The organism is Pseudarthrobacter phenanthrenivorans Sphe3, from assembly GCF_000189535.1.
Taxonomy (GTDB): Bacteria; Actinomycetota; Actinomycetes; order Actinomycetales; family Micrococcaceae; genus Arthrobacter; species Arthrobacter phenanthrenivorans.
This window is the reverse complement of record NC_015145.1, coordinates 57,837-80,748: the sequence shown is the minus strand read 5'-3', so window position 1 is coordinate 80,748 and position 22,912 is coordinate 57,837. Positions and strand designations below refer to the sequence as shown.

The 22,912-nt window shown below is 66.5% G+C and carries 21 protein-coding genes; 10 read left to right on the top strand and 11 right to left on the bottom strand.

Annotated elements, in window-relative coordinates; all coding sequences use genetic code 11:
* Window positions 1-59 precede the first annotated feature (59 nt).
* Window positions 60-317: a DUF3072 domain-containing protein gene (locus ASPHE3_RS00385; RefSeq protein WP_013599242.1), complete on the top strand. Its 258-nt coding sequence runs from the start codon at window positions 60-62 to the stop codon at window positions 315-317.
* Between the two features lie 42 nt (window positions 318-359).
* Here the strand turns inward: ASPHE3_RS00385 and ASPHE3_RS00380 are convergent, their stop codons facing one another.
* On the bottom strand, window positions 360-563 hold the full coding sequence (locus ASPHE3_RS00380; RefSeq protein WP_013599241.1) for a hypothetical protein: 204 nt from the start codon (window positions 561-563) through the stop codon (window positions 360-362).
* A 368-nt stretch (window positions 564-931) separates the two neighbouring features.
* Between ASPHE3_RS00380 and ASPHE3_RS00375 the strand changes: the two genes are divergently transcribed.
* A complete protein-coding gene (locus tag ASPHE3_RS00375; RefSeq protein WP_174266606.1) occupies window positions 932-2,212 on the top strand; it encodes a glycosyltransferase family 87 protein in 1,281 nt (426 codons plus the stop codon).
* Window positions 2,213-2,273: 61 nt separating this feature from the next.
* Window positions 2,274-3,494 carry a glycosyltransferase 87 family protein gene (locus tag ASPHE3_RS00370; RefSeq protein ID WP_013599239.1) on the top strand — a complete coding sequence of 407 codons (1,221 nt, stop codon included), beginning with the start codon at window positions 2,274-2,276 and terminating at the stop codon, window positions 3,492-3,494.
* Between the two features lie 4 nt (window positions 3,495-3,498).
* On the opposite strand, the gene ASPHE3_RS00365 is transcribed toward ASPHE3_RS00370, so the two are convergent.
* From ASPHE3_RS00365 to ASPHE3_RS00355, 3 genes are all read right to left on the bottom strand, one after another.
* Window positions 3,499-4,824, bottom strand: a complete 1,326-nt coding sequence (locus tag ASPHE3_RS00365) for an erythromycin esterase family protein (protein ID WP_013599238.1) — start codon at window positions 4,822-4,824, stop codon at window positions 3,499-3,501.
* A complete protein-coding gene (locus ASPHE3_RS00360) occupies window positions 4,821-6,155 on the bottom strand; it encodes a phosphoribosyltransferase (protein WP_013599237.1) in 1,335 nt (444 codons plus the stop codon). The genes ASPHE3_RS00365 and ASPHE3_RS00360 overlap by 4 nt, the downstream gene beginning before the upstream one ends.
* A gap of 73 nt (window positions 6,156-6,228) precedes the next feature.
* A complete protein-coding gene (locus ASPHE3_RS00355; protein ID WP_013599236.1) occupies window positions 6,229-6,561 on the bottom strand; it encodes a CU044_2847 family protein in 333 nt (110 codons plus the stop codon).
* A 190-nt stretch (window positions 6,562-6,751) separates the two neighbouring features.
* On the opposite strand from ASPHE3_RS00355, the gene acsA reads away from it, so the two are divergent.
* Genes acsA through ASPHE3_RS00330 form a run of 5 tightly spaced genes read left to right on the top strand, consistent with a single transcriptional unit; the run spans window position 6,752 to window position 12,215 of the window.
* Window positions 6,752-8,563 (top strand): acetate--CoA ligase, encoded by a 1,812-nt coding sequence (acsA, locus tag ASPHE3_RS00350; RefSeq protein ID WP_013599235.1) that lies wholly within the window; start codon window positions 6,752-6,754, stop codon window positions 8,561-8,563.
* The gene (pdhA, locus tag ASPHE3_RS00345; protein WP_013599234.1) at window positions 8,560-9,558 is read left to right on the top strand and encodes a pyruvate dehydrogenase (acetyl-transferring) E1 component subunit alpha; all 999 of its coding nucleotides are present in this window, start codon (window positions 8,560-8,562) and stop codon (window positions 9,556-9,558) included. Before acsA ends, pdhA begins: the two co-directional genes overlap by 4 nt.
* On the top strand, window positions 9,555-10,535 hold the full coding sequence (locus tag ASPHE3_RS00340) for an alpha-ketoacid dehydrogenase subunit beta (RefSeq protein WP_013599233.1): 981 nt from the start codon (window positions 9,555-9,557) through the stop codon (window positions 10,533-10,535). Before pdhA ends, ASPHE3_RS00340 begins: the two co-directional genes overlap by 4 nt.
* On the top strand, window positions 10,528-11,976 hold the full coding sequence (locus ASPHE3_RS00335) for a 2-oxo acid dehydrogenase subunit E2 (protein WP_013599232.1): 1,449 nt from the start codon (window positions 10,528-10,530) through the stop codon (window positions 11,974-11,976). Before ASPHE3_RS00340 ends, ASPHE3_RS00335 begins: the two co-directional genes overlap by 8 nt.
* Window positions 11,973-12,215, top strand: a complete 243-nt coding sequence (locus tag ASPHE3_RS00330; protein WP_013599231.1) for an acyl carrier protein — start codon at window positions 11,973-11,975, stop codon at window positions 12,213-12,215. Before ASPHE3_RS00335 ends, ASPHE3_RS00330 begins: the two co-directional genes overlap by 4 nt.
* A 7-nt stretch (window positions 12,216-12,222) precedes the next feature.
* On the opposite strand, the gene mptB is transcribed toward ASPHE3_RS00330, so the two are convergent.
* On the bottom strand, window positions 12,223-13,842 hold the full coding sequence (mptB, locus tag ASPHE3_RS00325; protein WP_013599230.1) for a polyprenol phosphomannose-dependent alpha 1,6 mannosyltransferase MptB: 1,620 nt from the start codon (window positions 13,840-13,842) through the stop codon (window positions 12,223-12,225).
* A 189-nt stretch (window positions 13,843-14,031) separates the two neighbouring features.
* Window positions 14,032-15,183: a GGDEF domain-containing protein gene (locus ASPHE3_RS00320; RefSeq protein WP_013599229.1), complete on the bottom strand. Its 1,152-nt coding sequence runs from the start codon at window positions 15,181-15,183 to the stop codon at window positions 14,032-14,034.
* A 146-nt stretch (window positions 15,184-15,329) separates the two neighbouring features.
* Between ASPHE3_RS00320 and ASPHE3_RS00315 the strand changes: the two genes are divergently transcribed.
* Window positions 15,330-15,566, top strand: coding sequence for a zinc-ribbon domain-containing protein (locus tag ASPHE3_RS00315; protein ID WP_013599228.1), 237 nt, complete (start codon window positions 15,330-15,332; stop codon window positions 15,564-15,566).
* A 21-nt stretch (window positions 15,567-15,587) separates the two neighbouring features.
* Here ASPHE3_RS00315 and ASPHE3_RS00310 read toward each other — a convergent pair whose 3' ends face one another.
* On the bottom strand, window positions 15,588-16,946 hold the full coding sequence (locus ASPHE3_RS00310) for an Nramp family divalent metal transporter (protein WP_013599227.1): 1,359 nt from the start codon (window positions 16,944-16,946) through the stop codon (window positions 15,588-15,590).
* Between the two features lie 376 nt (window positions 16,947-17,322).
* Here ASPHE3_RS00310 and rsgA point away from each other — a divergent pair, with 376 nt between their 5' ends.
* Window positions 17,323-18,480, top strand: coding sequence for a ribosome small subunit-dependent GTPase A (rsgA, locus tag ASPHE3_RS00305; protein WP_013599226.1), 1,158 nt, complete (start codon window positions 17,323-17,325; stop codon window positions 18,478-18,480).
* On the opposite strand, the gene ASPHE3_RS00300 is transcribed toward rsgA, so the two are convergent.
* The 4 genes from ASPHE3_RS00300 to ASPHE3_RS00285 are packed head-to-tail and all read right to left on the bottom strand — an operon-like array spanning window position 18,481 to window position 22,911.
* A complete protein-coding gene (locus tag ASPHE3_RS00300) occupies window positions 18,481-19,533 on the bottom strand; it encodes a LacI family DNA-binding transcriptional regulator (protein ID WP_013599225.1) in 1,053 nt (350 codons plus the stop codon).
* Window positions 19,533-21,011 (bottom strand): glycoside hydrolase family 1 protein, encoded by a 1,479-nt coding sequence (locus ASPHE3_RS00295; RefSeq protein ID WP_013599224.1) that lies wholly within the window; start codon window positions 21,009-21,011, stop codon window positions 19,533-19,535. Before ASPHE3_RS00295 ends, ASPHE3_RS00300 begins: the two co-directional genes overlap by 1 nt.
* Window positions 21,008-21,922 (bottom strand): carbohydrate ABC transporter permease, encoded by a 915-nt coding sequence (locus ASPHE3_RS00290; protein WP_013599223.1) that lies wholly within the window; start codon window positions 21,920-21,922, stop codon window positions 21,008-21,010. The genes ASPHE3_RS00295 and ASPHE3_RS00290 overlap by 4 nt, the downstream gene beginning before the upstream one ends.
* Window positions 21,919-22,911: a carbohydrate ABC transporter permease gene (locus ASPHE3_RS00285; protein ID WP_013599222.1), complete on the bottom strand. Its 993-nt coding sequence runs from the start codon at window positions 22,909-22,911 to the stop codon at window positions 21,919-21,921. The genes ASPHE3_RS00290 and ASPHE3_RS00285 overlap by 4 nt, the downstream gene beginning before the upstream one ends.
* Window position 22,912: the final 1 nt, after the last annotated feature.

Below are 22,912 nucleotides of genomic sequence, written 5' to 3'. Positions count from 1 at the left end.
GGCTGTACCGGCGGCACATGGACCAGCGGACTGTCACTGCCCCGTCCTAGAATCTCTCCATGGATAACAACGGCAAGGAAACCCTCGGCAGCCCCACCCCCGAGCCGGAGGCAGGGCTCAACCGCGACCCGGAGGACTGGGTTACTGGCGATGAGCCTATGACGGCCGCGCAGCGCAGCTACCTTGACACGCTCGCGCGTGAGGCAGGCGAAGAACTTCCGGCAGATCTCAGCAAGGCCGAAGCGTCCAAGCACATCGACCGGCTGCAGCAGCGCAGCGGGCGGGTGTCAGGGGACGGGAACGCCGCCGGCGGCTAGTGCCGGTACGAGGAAGGCCGGTACAAGGAAGAGAAAAGGGATTTACCAGGCCTGGTGTTCACGGGTCAGGCCGAAAGGAACGGCCTCGCTCAGGTCCACGGTGAACTTGTCGGCACCCAGGCGGGTGACCAGGATGCCATGGCGCTTTCCGGCGAGGGCATGCGCCTTGGCAGCGGTGACTGCCGCCTCCAGCTCAGCGTCCATGCTGTGGCGGTCTGCAACGGTCAGGGTCAGGGGAAAGTTCATGGCACTAGCCTCTTGGTTGGCGGGGACATCGGACGGACGAACACCTGCGCTCCCCATGGCTGCAGACGAAGCGGCGCAACTCTTGCGCCTTGACCATCGTCCACCAGCAAACCAGCGCCAGCAACTTGAAAAATCAACCAAAGAGGTAACCGCAGGTCAGGACCACGCCCGCTGGCGGGTGTGGAAGCAATTACGGCCGCCAAGACGCCGTCAATTAGAGTTGAAAAGGAGTGGCGCTGTTTCCGGACCGCTCCGTTGCCCCTGGAAACCATCACAGGCGGCAGAGCCAATGCCATCAGCGCGACTCCCTGTGTGCGCCACGACCTGACAAGGACCCTGCCATTTCCACGGACGCTTTCTTCGGCAATCTGACCCGGATCCGCAACGCCATCCTTCCTGCGGCTGCCCGGACCCGGCTGAATACCGGCCGGGGACTGCTGGGCGGCTTCATCGTGGTGCACCTGGTCTTCCTTGTCTTCGCAGCCTCGCTGTCATTGCGCGGGGAGGCCTTCAGCGACACGTTCATCTACCGCGACTGGGCCATGGCAGGCTTCAACGAGGCCAACCTCAGCGGCGGGCCCAGCCCCTGGGTCTACCCCATCCTCGCGCTGATTCCCATGGCCATCGCCGGCATCGCCGGCCCAGGCCCCTTCTTCTTCCTGTGGGTCCTGATGACCACGGTCCTCAACGGCTGGGCACTGCTGAAGCTGACAAGCCGGGGCCGCGACCACCAGGCCATCCCTGCCGGCTGGTGGTGGCTGGTGTTCACCTTCCTGATGGGCTGGCTCGGCTTCGCCCGCGTGGACGGCCTCACGGCACCCCTGGTCCTCGTCGCCCTGGCGTACGGGGTGGGCCGCCCGTTCATCGCCTCCGTCCTGCTGGCCATCGGCACCTGGGTGAAAGTCTGGCCTGCGGCCGTCATGCTGGCCCTGTTCGCCGTCGTCAAGAACCGCATCCTGGTGGTGCTGGCAGGAATTGCGACGACGGCGGGCGTCGTTGCGCTGGCCGCTGCGGTGGGCAGCGTCCCCAAGCTCTTGAACTTCCTCACCCAGCAGGGCGACCGCGGCATGCAGCTCGAGGCCACCTTCACCACGCCCTGGCTCTGGCTGTCCGTCCTGAACGTGGGCGGTTCCCGGATGTACATGAACACGGACATCAACTCCATGCAGGTGGACGGCCCGGGTACAGCCCTGATGTCGGTACTGATGCAGCCCCTGCTGATCCTGGCCGCGCTGCTGGTGGCCGGCCTGACGTTCTGGGCTTTGCATAACGGCAAAATCAGCGGCGGCGTGGACCGCACGGAGCTCCTCCTGGCCGGCGCCCTCACCCTGGCCACCGCGTTCGTGGTCTTCAACAAGGTGGGTTCCCCGCAGTTCATGGTGTGGCTCGCCCCGGCTGTCGCCGTCGGGCTGGCCCACAGCTGGCGGGAATGGCGCGTCCCCGCCACCATGCTGATCGTCATCGCCGTGGCCACGTACTTCATCTACCCCCTCTTCTACGACGCCCTGAGCCACAACAACCCGTGGATGGCGCTGGTGCTGACCATCCGCAATGTCCTCCTGGTGGTCCTCTTCCTGTGGAGCGTCCGCCGCCTCTACCTGCTGGGCAAGAAGACGCCCGCAGCGGCTCCCGTGCTGAAGGAGTCCTGAGATTTCCACGAAGTTCTTTGACCGGCTGGTCACCGTCCGCACCAAGGTCCTCCCCGCCAAGGTGGTGGACTGGTTCGCCCGCCCCTCCAGCGTGTGGTGGGGCTTCGTCGTCGTCCATCTCTACTTCCTGGGCTGGATGGCGTCCTTTTTCCTGCACGGCGAGACGTTCAGCGACACCGAACAGTACCGCCAGTGGGCCATGGACGGTTACAACCCCCAGGACCTGGACGGGAAGATCAGCCCCTGGGTCTACCCGGTGCTGGCGCAAATCCCCATCTTCCTCGCCGGCATCGCGGGACCGGACCTGTACCTTCTGGCCTGGTTCCTGATCATCACAGCCCTCAACGCCGTCGGCCTCGCCTTCCTCACCCGCGGACCGCGCAAGGTGACCGGCATTGCGCCCGCGTGGTGGTGGTTGTTCTTCACCGTCTTCATGGGCTACCTCAGCTTCGCGCGGGTGGAGGGAATTACCGCCCCCATCGTGCTGATCGCGCTGCTGTACGCGGCCACGCGGCCGGTGGTGGCCGGCATCCTGCTCAGCATCGCCACGTGGATCAAGGTGTGGCCCGCGGCAGTCCTGGTGCCAATCGTGATTGCCAGCCGGAAGCGGATCCAGGTGCTCCTCTCCGGCGTGGCCGTGACCGCCGTTGTGTCGCTGGGGACGTGGCTGTCCGGCGGGCTGCAGCACATCCTGGACTTCCTTCTGAACCAGGGCGAGCGCGGCATGCAGCTGGAGGCGACCTTCTCCACGCCCTGGGTGTGGCTGAGCGTCTTCAACATCGCCGGCTCGAGGATGGCGGACAACACCGCCATCAACTCCACGGAGGTCTACGGCCCGGGTGCCGGCACGGCAGCGTTCCTGATGCAGCCGCTCCTGATCCTGGCCGCGGTGGTGGCAGCCGTCCTGCTGGTCCGCGCACTGAACCGCGGCGCCGAGCGGGAGGAACTGTTCCTCGAGGGCTCGCTCATGATGGTCACCGCGTTCATCGTGTTCAACAAGGTGGGCTCCCCGCAGTTCATCATCTGGCTGGCGCCGGTGATCATCGCCGGCCTCACGCATGACTGGAACAGGTGGAAGGTTCCGGCGGCGCTGCTCATGGGGATCGCCATGACCACGTTCGTGATCTATCCCCTGTTCTACACGCCGCTGATCCACGCCCACCCGGTGATGGCGGCGATCCTCACCACCCGCAACGTGCTCCTCGTGGTGCTGCTCTGGTGGTCCGTGAAGCGGACGGCGGAACTCGGCCGGAAGCCCGCGGCGGTGCCGGCCAGCGCCTAGCCCGTCAGAAACCCGAGGGCTCGGTTTCGAATTCCGGCTCGCCGGGCTTTTGCTCGTGGTGCAGGGGCCGGAGCGCGTTGGTGTGCGGGATCCACAGCAGCGCGTCATAACGTCCCGCCATCCGGGTGGGAACGTAATTGCCGGCCTCGCGCTCAGGATCGTAGACCACGCCGATCGCCCGGTGCCCGCGCCATTCCGTCAGCCAGCGACCGGTACGGTGGCTGCCAAAAACCAGCAGCGACGGTTCCCCGAGGGCATTGTTGAGCAGGTCTTCGTGGCTTCCCTGCCTGGCCGCCGGAACCGTCATTGTTTGCTCTGGCGCGCCCCAGGCTTCCGCTGCGGTGACTGAGCCGGCGTAGGACGCGAAACCGGCCAGGACCACCTCCCCCGGGTGCCGCAGGCGCATCAGTTGCCCGATGTTGTCCATTCCGCCCTGGGCCATATCCGTGGCCCGGGCATCGCCGACATGGGTGTTGTGGGCCCATACCAGCCCCTTTGAACCCGGTCCGTGGTGGGCTGCAATGCGGTCGATGGTGTCGCTCATGTGGTAGTCACGGATGTTCCAGGACTGCCGGTCCCCCCGCACCATGGTCCGGTAATAGCGTTCGGCGTTGGCCGCCACCATGGCATTCTGCACGGCGTCGAACGCGGCGGGATCGTCCTTGACCCGGCCGAGCGTCCGGCGCCGCACCTCCGTCAGCAGGCCCACCACATCCGCCTCGCAGGATGCAGGTACCAGCCGGCTGCTCCACGCGTAGCGGTGCGGGTCCTCTCCGAACGGGACAAAGCACTGCCAGGCCCGCGTCGCGGCGGGGAGGGCATCTGGGGCATTGGCCTCCAGCCAGGAGAAGATCTCCCGCAGCGAGTCCCAGAGGGAATAGACGTCAAGGCCGTAGAAGCCGGCGCGCAGCTGTTCAGGGCGGGCCAGGTTCCACTCGCGCAGCCAAGCCAGGAACTCCGCCACCTCGTAGTTCGCCCACATCCAGGTGGGCCACCGTTCGAAGCCGGCGAGCAGCTGGGTTGCATCAAGGTCCTGGTTTTCCTGCCCCCGGACCCAGCTGTTGATGCGCCAGCAGTCGGGCCAGTCACCCTCAACGCCGATCCAGGTGAACCCGTGTTCCTCGATCAGGCGCCGGCTGATCACTGCGCGCCAGCGGTAGTACTCCTGCGTTCCATGGGACGCTTCCCCCAGGCAGACGTACCGGGCCCGGGCCGCTGGGCGGATCAGGGCATCCAGGTCCTGTGGCACTGCGAGTGGGAGCGCCAGGCCCCGGATTTCCTCCAGTTCCTGCCCGTGGCGTACCGGCACGGATGAATAGGCTTTGTTCACGACGGAACCTCCGATGCGCGTTCCGGTGCGGTTTCCGGCAGCAGGTACCGGGCGAACCACCCCTTCGCCAGGGTGGCGGCCCGCGTGAGCGTCCCCGGCTCCTCAAAAAGGTGCGTTGCCCCTGGAATGATCTCCAGCCGGACCGGTGCTGTCATCTGGTCCATGGCCTGGCGGTTCAGGGCCAGGACCTGGGTGTCTGCTCCCCCCACCAGCAGCAGGGTGGGGGCGCGGACAGCTGCCAGGCGCGGGCCGGCAAGGTCCGGGCGGCCACCCCTTGATACCACCGCGTCCACCTCCGCACCCGGCTCGGCGGCTGCCCACAAGGCAGCGCCGGCGCCGGTGCTGGCACCGAAATATCCCACGCGGCAGCCGGCCGTGTCATCCCTGCCGGTCAGCCAGTGGTTGGCCGCGATGAGGCGCTGCGCGAGCAGGGCGATGTCGAACACGTTCCCGCGGTCCACCTCTTCCGCAGGAGTCAGCAGGTCCAGCAGCAGCGTGCCCAGTCCGGCGCCCTGCAGTACGGAGGCAACGTAGCGGTTGCGGGGGCTGTGCCGGCTGCTGCCGCTGCCGTGGGCGAAGACCACCACCGCGCCGCACTGTGCTGGGAGGTGGAGGTCGCCGTGGAGCGTCACGCCATCCACCGCTATCTCCACATCCTGGTCAACGCCGGCGCCCGCTGCGCTGGCACGGCGTTGCCGCAGCGCGGCCTCGTCGAGCAACTGGACCACCTCGTCGTCCAGGGTGGGTGAGAAGTCCCGGTAGTAGTACCCCACCGCCTGGAAGTTCCGGGCGGAAATGAGCGAGAACACCTCGTCCGGTTCCGGCAGCGAGCCCAGCGTATGTGCCGGGGCGACAGGTACGGCCAGGATCACCTTTGCGGCTCCGAGGTGCCGCGCCACCTGGCACGCCACGCGGGCAGTTGATCCAGTGGCGATGCCGTCATCCACGATGACGGCCGTGCGGCCCCTGAGATCCGTGCGGGGGCGGCCCTTGCGGTAGCGTTCCAGCCGGGATTCCAGCAACTCCCGCTCCCGCCGTTCCACAGACCGGAGGTCATCCTCGGTGACGCGGGCCAGCGAGACCACGCGCTGGTCCAGCACACGGGCATCATCTTCCCCGATAGCGCCCATCGCCACTTCCGGCTGGAACGGGACGCCGAGTTTACGCACCACAATGACGTCGAGCGGCGCGTCCAGGGCCTTGGCAACCTCAGCCGCCACGGGCACACCCCCGCGGGGCAGTCCCAGGACCACTACGTCATCCGCACGCAGGTGCTCCAGGGCCAGGCCCAGCCTGCGCCCCGCGTCAACCCTGTCCAGGAACTCATACATCAGGCCACCTTTTCGCCTGGATACCCGCCGTCAGCGATTCAGCCGCAACGCCTCCACCGGGACCCCCGCCTGCCTACTCTTCCTCCGGCGTGAATTCTGTTGCCGCTGACCATGACATCCTCAGGACGAAGTGGCCATCTGCCGCGTTCCGCGCAATCACCGCCCCGGCCGTTCCGGCGAGCTTCACTCCGAACTCCACTTCCATGTGCTCCGGGGCGATCTCCCGCATCGCCTCCACCGCCGCTGCCGCCGCAGGGCGGACGGCGGCGAGCGCGTCCTCGAGCCGCCGGCCCGCGTCCAGGATCCCCTGCTCATTGCGGCCGGGATGGTCCACCCCGTAGCTGTTATCTGCCACCTCAACCAGCACCGTCCCGGACCCCACTTCGTAGCGGACTACTTCAGTCATCGACAGTGCCTCCAAACTCTCGCGGGACGGGTGCGCCCTGCCCCGGCCCGCTTCCAGTACACGCCTCCTCAAGAACCGGCAACAGTGCCGAAAGACCCAGCGGTGAACCTGCCCGGCCCGGTGATCCCGGCCACCCTAAGGAGGACTTTCTACCCTTGTCTGCGCGCCGCGCCAGGCGTCGGATAAGACCATGACGGCAGGAACCGAACGGCCCACCCGCTGGGAGCGGATTGCCAAGGACACCAACAGCTTCCGTGTACGTCCCAACCTGCCCGATTACCGGGCCGGGTACGAGCGGTTCACCTGGTCCGATGCCCGCCACGCGCTTTCGGGACTTCCGGACGGCGGCCTCAACATCGCGCACGAAGCCGTGGACCGGCATGCCGCGGGGCAGCGGGGTTCGCATGAAGCATTGCGGTTTGTGCGCGCCGACGGGTCAACCCGTTCCCTGACGTTCCGCGAGCTGGCTGCACAAACGAGCCGCTTCGCCACCGTCCTGCAACAACTGGGCATCGGCCGCGGGGAGCGCGTCTTTTCCCTCACCGGACGCAGTCCCGCGCTCTATGTGGCAGTGCTGGGGACCTTGAGGAACGGCAGCGTCTTCTGCCCACTGTTTTCGGCTTTCGGCCCCGAACCGGTAAGGCAGCGCCTCCAGCTGGGGTCGGGGCGGGCCCTGGTCACCACCAAGGCCCTTTACCGGAAGAAGGTGCGCCAGATCCGCGATACCCTGCCCGACCTTGAGTACATCCTCCTCACCGATGCCGAGGGTGATCCGGAACCGGGCACCCTTGACCTCGAAGGATTAATGCGGGCAGCGCCGGACAGCGGCGCCATGGCGCCCACGCGGCCGGAAGACATGGCACTCCTGCACTTCACGAGCGGCACCACTGGCACTCCGAAAGGCGCCATCCACGTGCATGAGGCCGTCACCGCCCACTATGCCACTGGCCTGTATGCCCTTGACCTGCACCAGGATGACGTTTACTGGTGTACTGCCGACCCGGGGTGGGTGACGGGAACGTCCTATGGCCTGATCGCGCCGCTGGTCCATGGCGTTACCACCATCGTGGACGAGGAGGAGATGGATGCGGACCGGTGGTACCGGATCCTGGCGGAGCAGCGCGTTACAGTCTGGTACACAGCGCCCACGGCGCTCCGCATGCTCATGAAGGCAGGGGCCGGCCGCGCATCCGGCCACGACCTCTCTGCCCTGCGCTTCGTGGCCAGTGTGGGTGAGCCGCTCAATCCTGAAGTTGTGGTGTGGGGGCAGGAAGCCTTCGGCCTGCCCGTGCATGACAACTGGTGGCAGACCGAGACCGGCGGCATCATGATCGCCAACTTTGCTGCCACGGAGATCCGGCCGGGTTCCATGGGCCTGCCGCTGCCGGGTGTGGAAGCTGCCTTGGTGAAAAGAGACGACGACGGCAAACCGGTGGTCATCGGTGGCCGGCCGGTGCTGGTGGATGAACCGGGAACCATGGGGGAACTTGCCCTCCGTGAGGGCTGGCCGTCGATGTTCAGGGGCTACCTCAACGAGGAGGAACGCTACCGCCGCTGTTTCGCCGGTGGCTGGTACCTCACGGGCGACGTGGCCAGGAGGGATGCCGATGGATACTACTGGTTCGTGGGCCGTGGCGACGATGTCATCAAATCCTCCGGCCACCTGATCGGCCCCTTTGAGGTGGAGAGCACCCTTATGGAACACCCTGCTGTGGCGCAAGCCGGAGTCATTGGCGTCCCCGACCCCGTAGCCGGTGAGGTGGTCAAGGGGTTCGTGGAACTGCGCAACGGATGGGAGCCGTCCGAGGAGCTCCGCCTGGACATCATCGGCTTTGCGCGCAAGCGGCTGGGAGCCGCTGTTGCCCCGCGGCTGGTGGACTTCACCCCCTCCCTGCCCAGGACCCGCAGCGGAAAGATCCTTCGCCGGCTCCTGAAGGCACGGGAACTTGGCCTCCCCGAGGGCGATACGTCCACCGTCGAGTCACCGGCGGAGTCACGATGACCAGCTTGCCCGAGCGGCTCGCCGCACACCCGGCCGGCCACGCCCAGCACCTCCTCCACCAGATGCTGCGGGTGCGCCGACTCGAGGAAAAATGCGTGGAACTCTACACCGAGGCCAAAATCCGGGGCTTCCTGCACGTGTATATCGGCGAGAAAGCCGTCGCCGCAGGCGTACTGGACACGCTCGAGCCGGGGGACGCCGTCGTCGCAACCTACCGGGAACACGGCCACGCACTGCTCCAGGGTGTGCCCGCGGCCGCCATCCTGGCCGAGATGTACGGCAACGTCCAGGGCTGCTGCCGCGGGCGTGGCGGCTCCATGCACCTGTTCGACGCCGGCACCCGCTTTTTCGGCGGGAACGCGATTGTGGCAGGCGGCCTGCCCCTCGCCGTCGGCCTGGCCCTGGCCGACAAAATGGCCGGCCGCGCCCGCGTCACCGTTTGCTTCTTCGGGGAGGGCGCGGTGGCTGAAGGCGAGTTCCATGAAAGCCTGAACCTCGCCGCCCTGTGGCAACTGCCGGTGCTGTTCTGCTGCGAGAACAACCTGTACGCCATGGGCACGGCTCTGGGCCGCTCAGAATCGCAGACGGACATCGCCCTGAAGGCCGCCGGTTACGAGCTTGCTGCATGGGCAGTGGACGGGATGGACGTGCTGGCGGTCCACGAGGCGGCGCGCCGTGCCGTGGACGCTGTCCGCTCCGGTGCAGGTCCCCACTTCCTGGAACTGCGGACCTACCGTTTCCGCGCGCACTCCATGTTCGATCCGGAGCGCTACCGGGAGAAGTCGGAGGTGGCCCGGTGGCTGGAGCGGGACCCCATCACCCTGCTGCGGCGGGCACTGGAAGATGCGGGCCAGCTGGACGAGGCCCGCTGGCTGGAACTGCAGAAGGAGGCCGACGACGAGGTGGCGGGCGCCGTCGAATTCGCCGAGGCCGGGACTCCCGAACCTGTGGAGGACCTGACCCGCTTTGTCTACAGCGAGCGGGTGCAGGAATGAAAACAACCTACCGCGAAGCCGTCAGGGCTGGCATTCGCGACGCCATGAAGCGGGACGGGCGCGTGTTCCTCATGGGGGAGGACGTTGGCGCGTACGGTGGCTGTTTCGCTGTCAGCCTGGGGCTGTTCGAGGAATTCGGCCCAGAACGGATACGCGACACTCCGCTGTCCGAATCCGGGTTCGTGGGCGCCGGCATCGGAGCGGCGCTGGGCGGAATGCGGCCCATCGTCGAAATCATGACCGTGAACTTCAGCCTCCTGGCACTGGACCAGATCGTGAACAACGCCGCGACGCTCCTGCACATGTCCGGCGGCCAGTTCAACGTTCCGCTGGTCATCAGGATGACCACCGGCGCCGGACGACAGCTGGGCGCCCAGCACTCGCACAGCCTTGAGGGCTGGTACGCCCACATCCCGGGCCTGCGCATCCTCGCGCCGGCTACGCTGGAGGACGCGCGCGGCATGCTGTGGACCGCCCTGCAGGACCCGGACCCGGTGCTGATCTTCGAACACGGGACGCTGTACAACATGCCCGGCGAACTCGATGACGACGCCGGGCCGGTGGACATTACTGCCGCGGCCGTCCGCAGGGCAGGCCACGACGTTTCCCTCATCACCTACGGCGGCACCTTGCCGGCCGTACTCGACGCCGCTGAACAGCTCGCCGGGGACGGCATCGACGCGGAGGTACTGGACCTGCGGACGCTGCGGCCCCTTGATGACGCGGCCATCCTCGCGTCCGTAGGGAAGACGCACCGTGCCGTGGTGGTTGACGAAGGGTGGCGCAGCGGCAGCATCTCGGCAGAGATCAGTGCCAGGATTACCGAGGCTGCCTTCTACGACCTCGATGCCCCGGTAGGCCGGGTGTGCAGTGCGGAGGTACCGCTGCCCTACTCCAAGCATCTCGAGCTTGCCGCGCTGCCGTCCGCCGGACGGATCGTGGCCGCTGCGCGGGAGGTGGCGGGCAAGGGTGGGTGAGTTCCGGATGCCGTCCCTGGGGGCGGACATGGACCACGGAAAGATGGTGGAGTGGCTGGTCAAACCCGGCGACTACGTCCACCGCGGCGATGTGGTGGCCGTGGTGGACACGGACAAGACCGTCATGGACATCGAGACCTTCGAGGAAGGAGTGGTGGCCGAGCTCCTGGTGGACATCGGCACCACCGTCCCGATCGGCACTCCGCTCGCCCGCATCACGGCAACCCCTGACGATGGAACGGCACCGCCCGCGCCTGGAGCTCCGCAGGAAGCTCGCATGGAGAACCACGCGCTGGTTTCACCCCCGGTGCGCCACCTCGCCCACCAGCTGGGAGTGGACCCTGCGGCCATTCGGGGCACCGGGAAGCATGGTGCGGTGACACGTGCCGACGTGGAGCATGCCGCAGCCCCGTCGGGGGCACCAGGGGACACAGCGCGGCAGGCCGGGCAGGAAGCCATGCCCGCTGCGGCAGCCGCCCGGCCCGGCCGCGTGCGGTCGTCGCCGCGTGCACGGCGGCTCGCTGCCGAGCGTGGACTGGACATCGCCTCGCTGGCTGGAAGCGGTCCCGGCGGCGCCGTTACGGAGGACGACGTCCTCCGGGCCCCAGCTGCCATTGCCCCCACTGGCCCGGAGCCTGCTGGACAGGCCGCCACTGCGACCGAGGAAACCGCACCGGGCCAGATACCCCCGGAACCCGCAGGGCAGGATCAGGCAGGGCAGGAGGCAGCGCCTGCACCGGCGGTAGCGGCTGTCCCCGCCGCGGAGGGCCGTGAGCGCGAGGCGGGCCTGCGCCGGGCAGTCGGCGCTTTGATGTCCAAGTCCAAGAAGACCATCCCGCACTACTACCTCAGCAGCACGCTGGACATGGGCCCGGCCATGGCTTGGATGCAGTCAGTCAACCTGCAGCGCCCCGTGTCCGCGCGGCTGGTGCCGTCTGCGCTGCTGCTGAAGGCAGCCGCCCTCGCGGCGAAAGCAGTTCCGGAGGTCAACGGGTTTTACCTGGACGACGAGTTCCGTCCCAGCAGTTCGGTACACCTCGGCGTTGCCGTTGCCTTGAGGAAAGGGGGCATCGTGGCGCCCGCCATCCATGACGCGGACCAACTGACCGTCGACGCCCTGATGGAGCGGCTGCGGGACCTCGTTGGACGGGCCCGGGCGGGAAGGCTGCAGCGGGCCGAAATGGCAGATCCCACCATCACCGTCACCAACCTGGGCGAGCTCGGAGTGGACAGCGTGTTCGGGGTGATCTATCCCCCGCAGGTGGCCATGGTGGGACTCGGCAGGGTCATGGAGCAGGCGTGGGCCCACGACGGGATGTTGGGCGTACGCCCGGTGGTCACCGCAACGCTCTCGGCGGACCACCGGGTCAGCGACGGCCTGCGCGGCGCCCGCTACCTGGCACAACTGGACGAGCTGCTGCAGAAACCGGAGGAGCTGTGAACGAACAGGATGCCCGCGCTGCCGTACACAAGGCACTGAACCAGGTGGCGCCCGACCTTGAGCCGGAGGATCTTGAGGCTGACGCAAGGCTGCGGCAGGATCTGGAACTTGATTCGCTGGACTTCCTGCGGCTGGTGGAAACCATTGATGCCGCCACAGGAGTGAACATCCCGGAAAGCGACTACCCGCAGGTGGCCACCGTGGGAGGCTTGATCGGATACTTGGCCGGTCGGGGCTGAGGGTTGTTCAGCGGCTTCCGAGCTGCTGGCGGCCCGGCTGCTCGATGCGTGCCCGCCGTGCTTCCCTGCGTCCCAGGACCCACCTCCAACCCCGTCTCGCCAGGTCCAAGGGCCTGCCCTGAATCAGCAGTTTGCGTGTATGCACGTCGAGGAATAGAAGGTAGAACGTAAATGCCAGGGCAGTAATAAATGCCAGGGAGGAAGCGTCGATGGGCAGTTCCACGAAGGACCAGACCGAGAGCTGGTCCTGCGCCCCGAACACCACGAAGAACGTGACCCCCACATACAGGGACCGGATCTGCCAGTCGTCCCGGATTCCCGTGACGGCCAGGAACGGCAGGAACCATAGGATATACCAGGGCTGGATGATGGGTGAAAGCATGACGACGGCGGTAAACGCCAGGGCCATCCGGCGCACCGCGCGCGAGTAGTCGCCCCGGAACATAAGCAGCAGGACCAGCCCGATGGCTGCCCACTTCATCCCGGTGCGCAGCAGGGTGGCCAGCGTGCCGCCAGGGAGTCCCAGCACGTTGGCGAGGAACTCCACCTGCTGGCCCAGGAACCCCGAGGGAGAGTACCCTGTGTAGCCCGGCGTGGGATCCATGATTGCCCATGTCCAGCCGATCCCCAGGTTGTAGGGGATGCCGCTGAGGGCCAGCACACCGAAGCTGATCCCCGCCGTCGCACCCCAGATCATGAACTTGCGCGGCCACGACGCTGACGGGCCCGCCCACATCACCCCGATGAACGGCAGCAGCAGCACAGTGATGGGCTTGATGCCGATGGACGCGGTGACCAGAAGGATGCCCAGCAGGTAGCGGCGCGTGGCGGCGAAATAGACACCGGCGACGGCGAGGCCCACCATGAGTGCGTCATTGTGGGCGCTGGCAATGAAACTGATCAGGAACAGCGGGTTGGCCACAGAAATCCACAGGGCGCGCGCCCCGTTGATGCCGTGCAGCTCCGCCAGCTTGGGTACATAGAGGACGCAAAGCAGGACGCCGGCCCCGGCGAGGAGACGGAAGAGCAGCACCGAGATGTCCGGCTGGGCGCCCGTCAGGCCCACCACGGCCCGGGCAAGCCAGAGAAAGTAGGGCCCGTAGGGAGTCCTGTTTTCCGCCCAGGCAGGGTCAGCCCCCAGCGAGAACCAGTTGCTCAGCGTGGAGATGCCCACCTCGTAGGGGTTCTGGCCTTCCATCACCAGGCGCCCCTGCCCTGTGTAGGCGTAGACATCGCGGGAGAACACGGGCACGCAGAAAAGCAGCGGCAGGGACCAGGCGGAAATGGCGATCACCACGGACCGCAGCGACGACTTGCCCCAATCGGCAAGCCGCTGCCCCAGGCGCAGCCAGGACCGCATCAGGACCATGGCGCCCACCGTCAGCAGGATGGTGGAAACTGTGACGCCCCAGCCTTCGGTGCGGAGCGCGATCACCACAGGCTGCCGGATCATGGGCGAGCCGTTGGCGATCCAGCCTGTGCCGATGGAACCGGCGAACATCATGAGGGCGCCGACGAAGCCTTCTATGGTGGCAAGGTAGGCGCGGCCGGTGGCCAGGCCGGAGGATTTGGCCGGTGCGCCCGGCTCAGTCTCCGGAGTCCCGAGGTGTGACCCGCCTGCCGTCATGAGTGTCTGGTCCCTTACTTGGTTACGGCGCTGGTTGGACCAGCAATAAGGCCGCCCTGCAACCCGCCCATTTTATCAGCCGGCATTCCCGCTGCTGCGGACACCTCCCGGCCCGGAGGCCACAGACTGGCAACAGGTGCCGGCCGTGGTCCGATCCGGCTGAAGTGGCGTGGACTGAAACCCCGTTGGTTACAGCAACCGGTCGCTGCGGGCGGTCCGGTTCCGGCCCAGCGACTTGGCGCTGTAAAGGGCAGCATCCGCAGAGGCGATCAGTCGCTCCACGTCTGTTGTGGCGCCGTCGTACGTTGAAATCCCGTAACTGACGGTGGGCATCTCCATCCCGTCCACCGTGGTTGCCGAAGCCAGCCGGCGGCTGATGGCCTCGGCGATAATCTCCGCCCTTTCCGCGCTGGCGCCGGGAATGAGGAGGACAAACTCCTCGCCGCCATAGCGGCCTACCAGGTCCGTGGACCGCACGGTGGCGGTGCAGGCATCAGCAAACGTCTGCAGGGCGATGTCTCCGGCGGCGTGGCCGTATGTGTCGTTGATCGCCTTGAAGTGGTCAAGGTCGGCCAGGACCAACGCCCCCGCGCCCCTGGTGATGGACAGGTCCGACAGTTGCTCCGCGGCCAGGTTGAGGAAGGCCTTCCGGTTCAGGAGGCCGGTCAGGTCGTCACGGGACGCCACCACGCGCAGGGCCCTGGTCTGCTGTTCGCTGCTGAGCGCCGCCATGCTGAAGGACACCACCACCAGCAGGAGCATGGTGATCAGAGTGGTGACGGCGGAGCCAAACACAGTGACAAAGGTGGGACCGTCCTGGCCCTCCAGCATGAAAGCCGCCCAGCGGAGCAGGTAGAACACGGACAACCCGCCGGCGGCCACGGCCATGGGAATCCGGACCCGCGAATACCCTGGTTCCAGGCGCCACAGCTCACGGGAGGCCAGGCCGATGGTGAGGCTCATAGCAGCGAGGAACACTGGCCCGCCGGACCAGGTGTTGGTTGCGGGATTGTCCAGGACCGAAGCCACCAAAACTACAAGCGGAATGCCCGTGAACGCCCATTTTGGTGGCGGCACGGTCCGCAGCGAGCGGGCACCGGCCCAGACGCCCACGCCGCCATGCACCAGGAGCACGTTTCCCAGCGGGTTGGCCCAGACCTGGTGCGGCGTGCCGTCCAGCAGGAAACACGCTGAACCGAACAGGAAAAACAGCAGCGCCAGGCACCACCAGCCGCTGTACGGCGAGCGTGTGACGCGGTAGGCCGAGAAGTAGAACAGGAGCACCAGCACCAGTGCCATCAGGCCGAAAGCAATCCGGAGGGTGGCGGTGTCCAAAGCCATATTTCCGAAGTCCCCCTGATGCAGAAAACCGTGCTGACCCCAAGTATGGCACTGCTCCGGGAAGCTGTCAGGAGAGGCTGCGGTCCAGGTCCAGGCCCTAAGGTTGTCGGATAGGCAGCAGGACAAACCTACGGAAGGGTAATCCGATGTTCCTTCTCTTTGGCTTCAAGACAGTGCTCAAAGCCCTGCCCGGCAAGCCGGCAACCTGCCAGTACTGCCGATCGTTCGCCCACCATCACCTCGAGGAGCGGGCCACCAAGTTCACCCTCTTCTTCGTTCCGGTGTTCACCACGTCGCGGTCCTACCAGATCACGTGCAGCAATTGCGGGTATGTTTCACGTATTTCCGCACGCGAGAAGCGGGCGCTTGAACTGCAGCGGTAGCTTCCGCCCGGCGCCGGAACCCTAGCCGCCGAACAGCGGCGCGAGGGATGTCCAGAACTGCCGGATCCCCAGCACCACGAACAGCAGGGCACATAAGCCCAGCGCCATGTTGCTGTGCGGTTTGTTGGCCCAAGCCTTGGGAATCCGCCTGCCATTCAGCAGGCCAAGCAGTGTCAACGCCAGGAACGGCATAAACAGGGAACCCAAGGCGCCGTACAACAGGATCAGGCCGATTGGCTGGCCCAGTGCGAAAAGGATCATGGGCGGGAAAGTCAGCCACAGAATGTAGAACTTGAAGTATTTGCCGCCCACCCGCGTATCGGGGTGGCCGGACTCCTTGCCCCGCATGTTGCCCCAGAAATCCGCAAACATCAGCGAAACACCATTCCACACCCCGATGATCGAGGAGAAGGAGGCGGCCCAGAAACCCACCAGGAAACCGGTCCCCACAACGTCCCCGTATTCTGCCTTCAGCACGTCATAGAGGTCCAGCAGACCCTCATCACTCGCGCTCAGTGAGACACCCGCGGAGCGCACAACCTCAGCGCCCACAATGAGCATGGCAATTACGAAGATTCCGGTTATGACATAGGCCATGGAGTTATCGATGCGCATGACCTTCATCCACTTGGGCGTGTACCAGCCCTTTTCGCGAAGCCAGTATCCGTAGGCGGCGAGCGTTATGGTCCCGCCCACGCCGCCCGCGAGGGCAAGGGTGTAGAAGATCCCGCCGTCCGTGGAAGGGATCATGGGAACCAGCCCGGCGAGCATTTCAGGAATGTTGGGAGCGGCAATGACGGCCAAGCCCACCACAGTCACGAACATCATGCCGACGAGGACCGCTGTGATCTTCTCGAAGGTGGCGTATTTGCCCCACCACACCATCGCAAACCCGGCCAAACCCATCATGATGGCCCAGGCCCAGAGCGGGAGCACGGGGAATACTGCCGCAAGCGGCAATGCCGCCGAGGACATTGCGGTGGCGCCGTAGACGAAGCCCCAGATCATGATGTACGGCCCGAAGTACCACGTTGTCCATTTGCCGAGGGAGCGCCACCCCTCAAAGATGGTCTTTCCCGTTGCCAGGGTGTATCTGCCGGCTCCCTCAACGAGGATGATCTTCAGGACCACACCCACGATGACTGCCCAGAACAGGCCGTAGCCGTACCGGGAGCCCGCAACCAGGGTGGCCACCATATCGGCAGCCCCCACGCCAGTGGCGGCGACCACCAGCCCGGGACCAATGATGCGCCACTTGGCGGGACGGCCTCCGTCGTCATCGATACGGTCCGCGTGATCCGCCCGGAAGGACGCCTCCTGATCCGCATTGAGCGCAGCTTTGGTCCGCGGCGCGGCGCTGTCCATGGCCTCATCGTCCATGGTTCCTCCTGAGTGTTGGCTGGATAAGAAAAAGGCAACTCCAGCCAACCTACGCCCGGCCGGAGCACTATCCAAGGCAAAACCGCTGGTCAGCGGCCTTTACCAACAGAGAACCGCGCAGGCTCTGGTGCACTCCCGGGCCCGCGGCTACAGTGGGACGAGCGGGAGCCGTCAGCTTCACAGCATGCGGCCCGGATAACGGCCCAGGTTCGGGAAAGGAAGGTGGTTTTGATGACTGTCATGAACGTGCGCCCAATGCGCTCCGCGTCCATCATCCACACCCTCCCCCGCACCGTCCGCCCGATTTAACCGCGGAGCGCCTGGCCCCCGGGCCGTAGCGGCCGATGCCCGGGGAGACATTCCCCGAGGTATCACAGTGAACACATCCCCAGGCCATGCCCTGGCCCGCAGTATCCCTGCAAACAGCTCCAGCCCGGTCAGCAGCGGACCCCTCCTCTACGGCTATACGTCCGCCGTCGCCGAGCACTTCGACAACCATCCCGTCCCTGACGCCACTGAACGTGGGCGCGTGGTCAGGGTGGACCGCAACCTGCTGCTGGTGGCGGCCGGCGCGGAACTCCTCCACCTGCCCTACCCGCTTACCGGTGAGACCGCGGTCACCGGGGACTGGGTGTGGCTCGGGCCGAACCGGGCGGGCGTGCGCCAGATCCTGGGCGTCCTTCCGCGGCGCTCGGAGCTGAGCCGCAAGCGCGCCTTCGAGGACTCCTCGGAGGCCCAGGTCCTTGCGGCCAACATGGACATGGTGGGCGTGGTGGTGCCGGTGGACCGGCCCCTTACGCACAACCGGCTGGAGCGCACGCTTGTTGCCGCCTGGGACTCCGGGGCCACTCCCTTGGTGATTGTCACCAAGGCGGACCTCGCCGCAGTGGCGGACGACGTCGTCGGGAAGGTCATCCTGCAGGCTGCGGGTGTGGAGGTGGTCACCACGTCCGCGGAAAACGGCGACGGCATCGAGCACCTGCTGGCGCACGTTCCGGCGGGCGGCACCATCGTCCTGCTCGGTCCCTCCGGTGCAGGAAAATCCACACTCATCAACGCCCTGGTGGGCCGCGAGGTCCAGGACACGGGGGAGGTCAGGTCCGGCGATTTCAGGGGCAAGCACACCACCACCGCACGGGAGCTGGTGCCGTTGTCCAACGGGACAGTCCTGATGGACACGCCGGGTGTGCGCGGGTTCGGTTTGTTCGACGCCGAGGACGGCTTTGGCGAAATGTTCGGCGACGTGGAGGAGCTGGCCGGCCGCTGCAGGTTTTCGGACTGCGCCCACCACGGCGAACCCGGCTGCGCCGTGCAGGCTGCGATCCAGGAGGACAAGCTGGAGGAGCGCCGCTGGCACAACTACCAGAAGCTCCAGCGGGAACTGGCCGCCCTGGCCCGCCGCAGCGATGCCGCCGCGCAGCGTGCCTACCAGCGGGAGTGGCACCAGAAGGTCGCTGCCGCAGGCAAGTCGCAGCGCTGGGCGGAGCGGGAGACCGCTGAACGGAAGGAGCGGGCGGGACGCCGGTGGCGCTGATCAGCCGTTTGTGCTTCCGCGCACCACGAGCTCCGCCGGGAAGATCACCGGCTCCAGCTGCTCTTCGGGGTGGTCGATCGCCCGGATCAGTAGCTGCCCTGCCGTGACGGCCATGTCCACCATGGGCTGGGTCACCGTGGTCAGGCCCAGTCCGTTGGCCGCCAGCAGGGAGTGGTTGTCGAATCCTACGACCGCCACGTCCCCCGGCACTTCCCGGCCCCCGCCGCGCAGGGTGTCGATGACCCCCAGCGCCATGAGGTCGGAGGCCGCGAAGACGCCGTCGAGCTCCGGTGCGCGGGCCAGAAGGTTGCGGGCGGCGTCTGCCGCCCCCGCCGTCGTAAAGTCCGCGTGGATGGCGGGCCCGGGCTCAAGCCCCGCCTCCCGCAGCCCCTGCAGCCACCCGTCCAAACGGTCGACGGCGGCTGTCATGTCGGTTGGGCCCGCCACGGTTCCGAGCCTGGTGCGGCCGATCGCGGCCAGGTGGCGTGCCGCCAGCCGGCCGCCCTCGAAGTTGTCCAGGTCCACGAAGGGAATCCCCGATCCCGTGTCCCACGGCCGGCCGATGAAGACGGTGGGCAGGCCGGTGCTTCCGAGCGACTCCACCCAGTTGTCGGCCCGGTGGTGTGAGACGACGATCGCGCCGTCCACGTGCCCTCCGCGCAGGTACCGTTTGGTCCGCTCGGAATCGTCCCCTGCCCGGGACATCAACAGCACCAGCTGCATGTCCGTGCTGCGAAGGGCCTCATTCACCCCGGTAATGACGGCGGCGAAGAAGGGATCCATCATGACCCGTGCATCCGGCTCCGGAATGACCAGCGCCACGGAGGCCGTCCGCTTGGTCACCAGGCTCCGCGCGGCACGGTTGGGGGTGTAGCCAAGCGCCACGATCGCGGCCTCTACAGCCGCCTGGGCCTCCGGGCTCACTTTCAATCCGCCGTTGATGGCCCGGGACGCAGTGGAGCGGGACACGCCCGCGGCGGTGGCAAGATCCTCCAGCGTGGGGCTGGGCCGACCTGCTTTCACCTGGGCAGGACGGTGGGTCTTTTGGTTCATTACACAGACAATACGACACCTGCCCCCGCGGATGACACGCCGGAATCCGCGTCCGGGACAGCGTTGGCGGCCGCAACTGCCGAGTACCACAGGGCGCTGGCCTTCGGGACGCGCTCCTGGGTGCCGTAGTCCACCCGGACGAGGCCAAAGCGCTGGTGGTAGCCGAAGGACCATTCGAAATTGTCCAGCAGGGACCATGCCAGGTAGCCGCGCACGTCCACGCCGTCCGTGATGGCCCCATGCACGGCCTGGAGGTGGGCGGCGAAGAAGGCGAGCCGCTCCTGGTCGTCCACGAAGCCCGCTTCATCGGGGACGTCAGGATAGGCGGCGCCGTTCTCGGTGATGTACACCGGAATTCCCGCCGGACCCGTGTACTCGGCATGCAGCCTGTTCAGCAGCCGCCGCAACCCTTCCGGCTGGACCTCCCAGCCCATCCCCGTCACGGGAAGTCCGCGTGGCACTGACCGCGCCCCGTCCGCGGCGACAAAGGGCGACGCCGGGCGGCGGGATTCGCCGGCGGCAGCGGCGTCCGCTTCCACACTGGTGGGCAGGTCCGCGGGATCCTTGGTGACGGATTCACCGTGGTAGTAGTTCACGCCCAGCAGGTCCAGCGGCGCTGAGATGATGTCCAGATCCCCCGCCTGGACGGCTTCGTCCAGGCCCAGGTGGGCCACGTCAGCCAACAGATCCGCCGGGTATTCCCCCTTGAACAGCGGGTCCAGGAAGATCCTGTTGAACTGGCCGTCGATCCGCCGGGCGCCGTCACGGTCGCCGTCGTTGTCCGGGTCGCGGGGATCCGCCACGGTCAGGTTCAGGGTGATGCCCAATGCGGCGTCCGCGTCCAGGCGTCGGAGTTCCCTTGCGGCGAGGCCATGGCCCAGCAGCAGGTGGTGGGCGGCAGCCAGGGCCGACCGGGGTTCCTGCCGTCCGGGGGCATGGATGCCTGCGGCATAACCGAGGAACGCCGAACACCACGGCTCGTTGAGCGTTGTCCAGAACCGGACCCGGTCCCCCAGTGCCTCGTGCATCACGGCGGCGTACTCGGCAAAGCGGTACGCAGTGTCCCGGTTGGCCCAGCCGCCCTTGTCCTCCAGTGCCTGCGGCAGGTCCCAGTGGTAAAGGGTCAGCCACGGCGTGATACCGGCCGCCAACAGTTCATCCACCAGGCTGGAATAGAAGGCGATGCCCTCCGGATTGGGGGTAACGCCGTCGGGCATGCAGCGTGCCCAGGAAGTGGAAAAGCGGTAGGCCTTCATGTTCAGGCTCTTCATCAGCGCCACGTCCTGCTTGTAGCGCCGGTAGTGGTCACAGGCCACGTCGCCGTTGTGGCCGTCCGCCACGGCACCGGGCACACGGGCGAAGGTGTCCCAGATCGAGTCCTTCCTGCCGCCGGCGTGGGCGGAGCCTTCGATCTGGTAGGCGGCGGTCGCGGCTCCCCACAGGAAACCCTGGGGAAACGGAAGCGGGTTGGAACTCATCCTTTTACTGCTCCTTGCATGATTCCTGATACGAGTTGCCGGCCTGCCGCGATGAACAGGAGCAAGAGGGGGACGGTGGCCAGGACCGCACCGGCCAGCACCACGGAGTAGTCAACAAAGTGGGCCGCCTGGAGCAGCTGCAGTGCCACCGGGAGGGTGGGGTTTGAGGGGTCCAGGACGATGAACGGCCAGAAGAAGTTCGTCCAGGTTGCCACGAAGGTGAACAGCGCGAGCATGGCCGCCGCGGGCCGGGCAGCCGGGAACCCGACGTACCAGAAAGCCTGGATCATGGACGCGCCGTCCATACGCACAGCCTCAATGAGTTCATCCGGCAGGGCGTCCCGGAGGTACTGGGTCATCCAGAACACTCCGAAAGCGGTGACCAGGCCGGGGATAATGACGGCCCAGAGCGATCCGGTCCAGCCCAGCTTGGACATCACAATGAAGAGCGGGACTACGCCCAGCTGGGTGGGAACGGCCATTGTGGCGATGACGAACACCAACAGGCCCTTGCTGCCGCGGAAGCGGAGCTTGGCGAAGGCGAAGCCGGCGAGGGTGGAGAAGGCGACGACGGACGCCGCGGTGACGCCGGAGACGATCAGGCTGTTGCCCATCGCCTTCCAGAACGGGATGCTGTCAAAGACCTTCGCCGCGTTGGCCAGGAAGTTTCCGCCCGGGAGCAGCGGGATGCCGCGGCTCAGGACGGTGTTGTCGTGGCTGCCCACCAGGAAGGACCAGTAGAGCGGGAACACCGAGGCGAGGAGAACGGCGCCCAGGAAACCGTAGGTCAGGAATCCGGGCCGCCGGGCGCCACCGAAGCCGGTTTTGCGGTTCCCTCCGGCGTTCCGGCGGGCGGCGGCCCTGGCCGCGCCCTTGCCGGCAGTCTGTTCGATCATGGGAACGGAGCTCACTTGCGGCCTCCCTGGCTGGCGATGCGCTTGGTGATGAAGAAGTTGAGCAGGGCGATCAGCACGATGATCAGGAAGAGCAGCCATGCCACGGCAGAGGCCCTGCCGAAGTTGCGCTGGCCCCAGCCAAGTTCCCAGATGTACATGGTCAGCGTCTGCCACTGCCGGTCAGCCCCGCCCAGGCCGGACTGGTCAAAGACCCGCGGCTCGTCGAAGATCTGCAGGCCGCCGATGGTGGAGGTGATCACAACGAAAATCACGGTGGGGCGAAGCATCGGGACGGTCACGGAAAAGAACTGCCGCAGCCGGCCCGCACCGTCAATGGTTGCCGCCTCGAACACGTCCCGCGGAATTGCCTGCATGGCGGCAAGGAAGATCAGCGCGTTGTAGCCGGTCCACCGGAAGTTCACCATGGTGGCAATGGCAGCATGGCTTGCCAGCGAATCAGAGTGCCACCGGACCGGGTCAAGCCCCACAACCTTCAGGATCTCGTTGATCAGGCCGAACTGGTCTGCAAAGAGGTTGTTGAAGATCAGCCCCACCGCTACGGGTGCAACGACGAACGGCACCAGCACACCCATCCGCCAGAACGTCCTGGCCCTCAGGTTCGCGTCCAGCACCGCCGCGATCACCAGTGCCAGGACAACCTGGGGAACCGAGGAAAGGATGAAGATGCTGAAGGTGTTGCCCACGGCATTCCAGAAATAGGGCTGGGCTATGACGAACGCGTAGTTGTCCAGTCCCGCGAACTTTCCCTGCCCGCCGATGAGGTTCCAGTTGTGAAGCGAAACCCACGCCGTGTACCCCAGCGGGAAGAGTCCCGTGATGGCAAACAGGAGGAAAAACGGGGAGATGTACAGGTAGGGGGACAACTTCACGTCCCACTTGGAAACCTGTTGCGAAAACGCCAGGCGCCGGACGCTCTTTCCGTCGTTCGCGGGCAGGGGGCTGCGCCCGGCCCTGGGGGGCTTGACCCGGTCGGTGACAGCCATG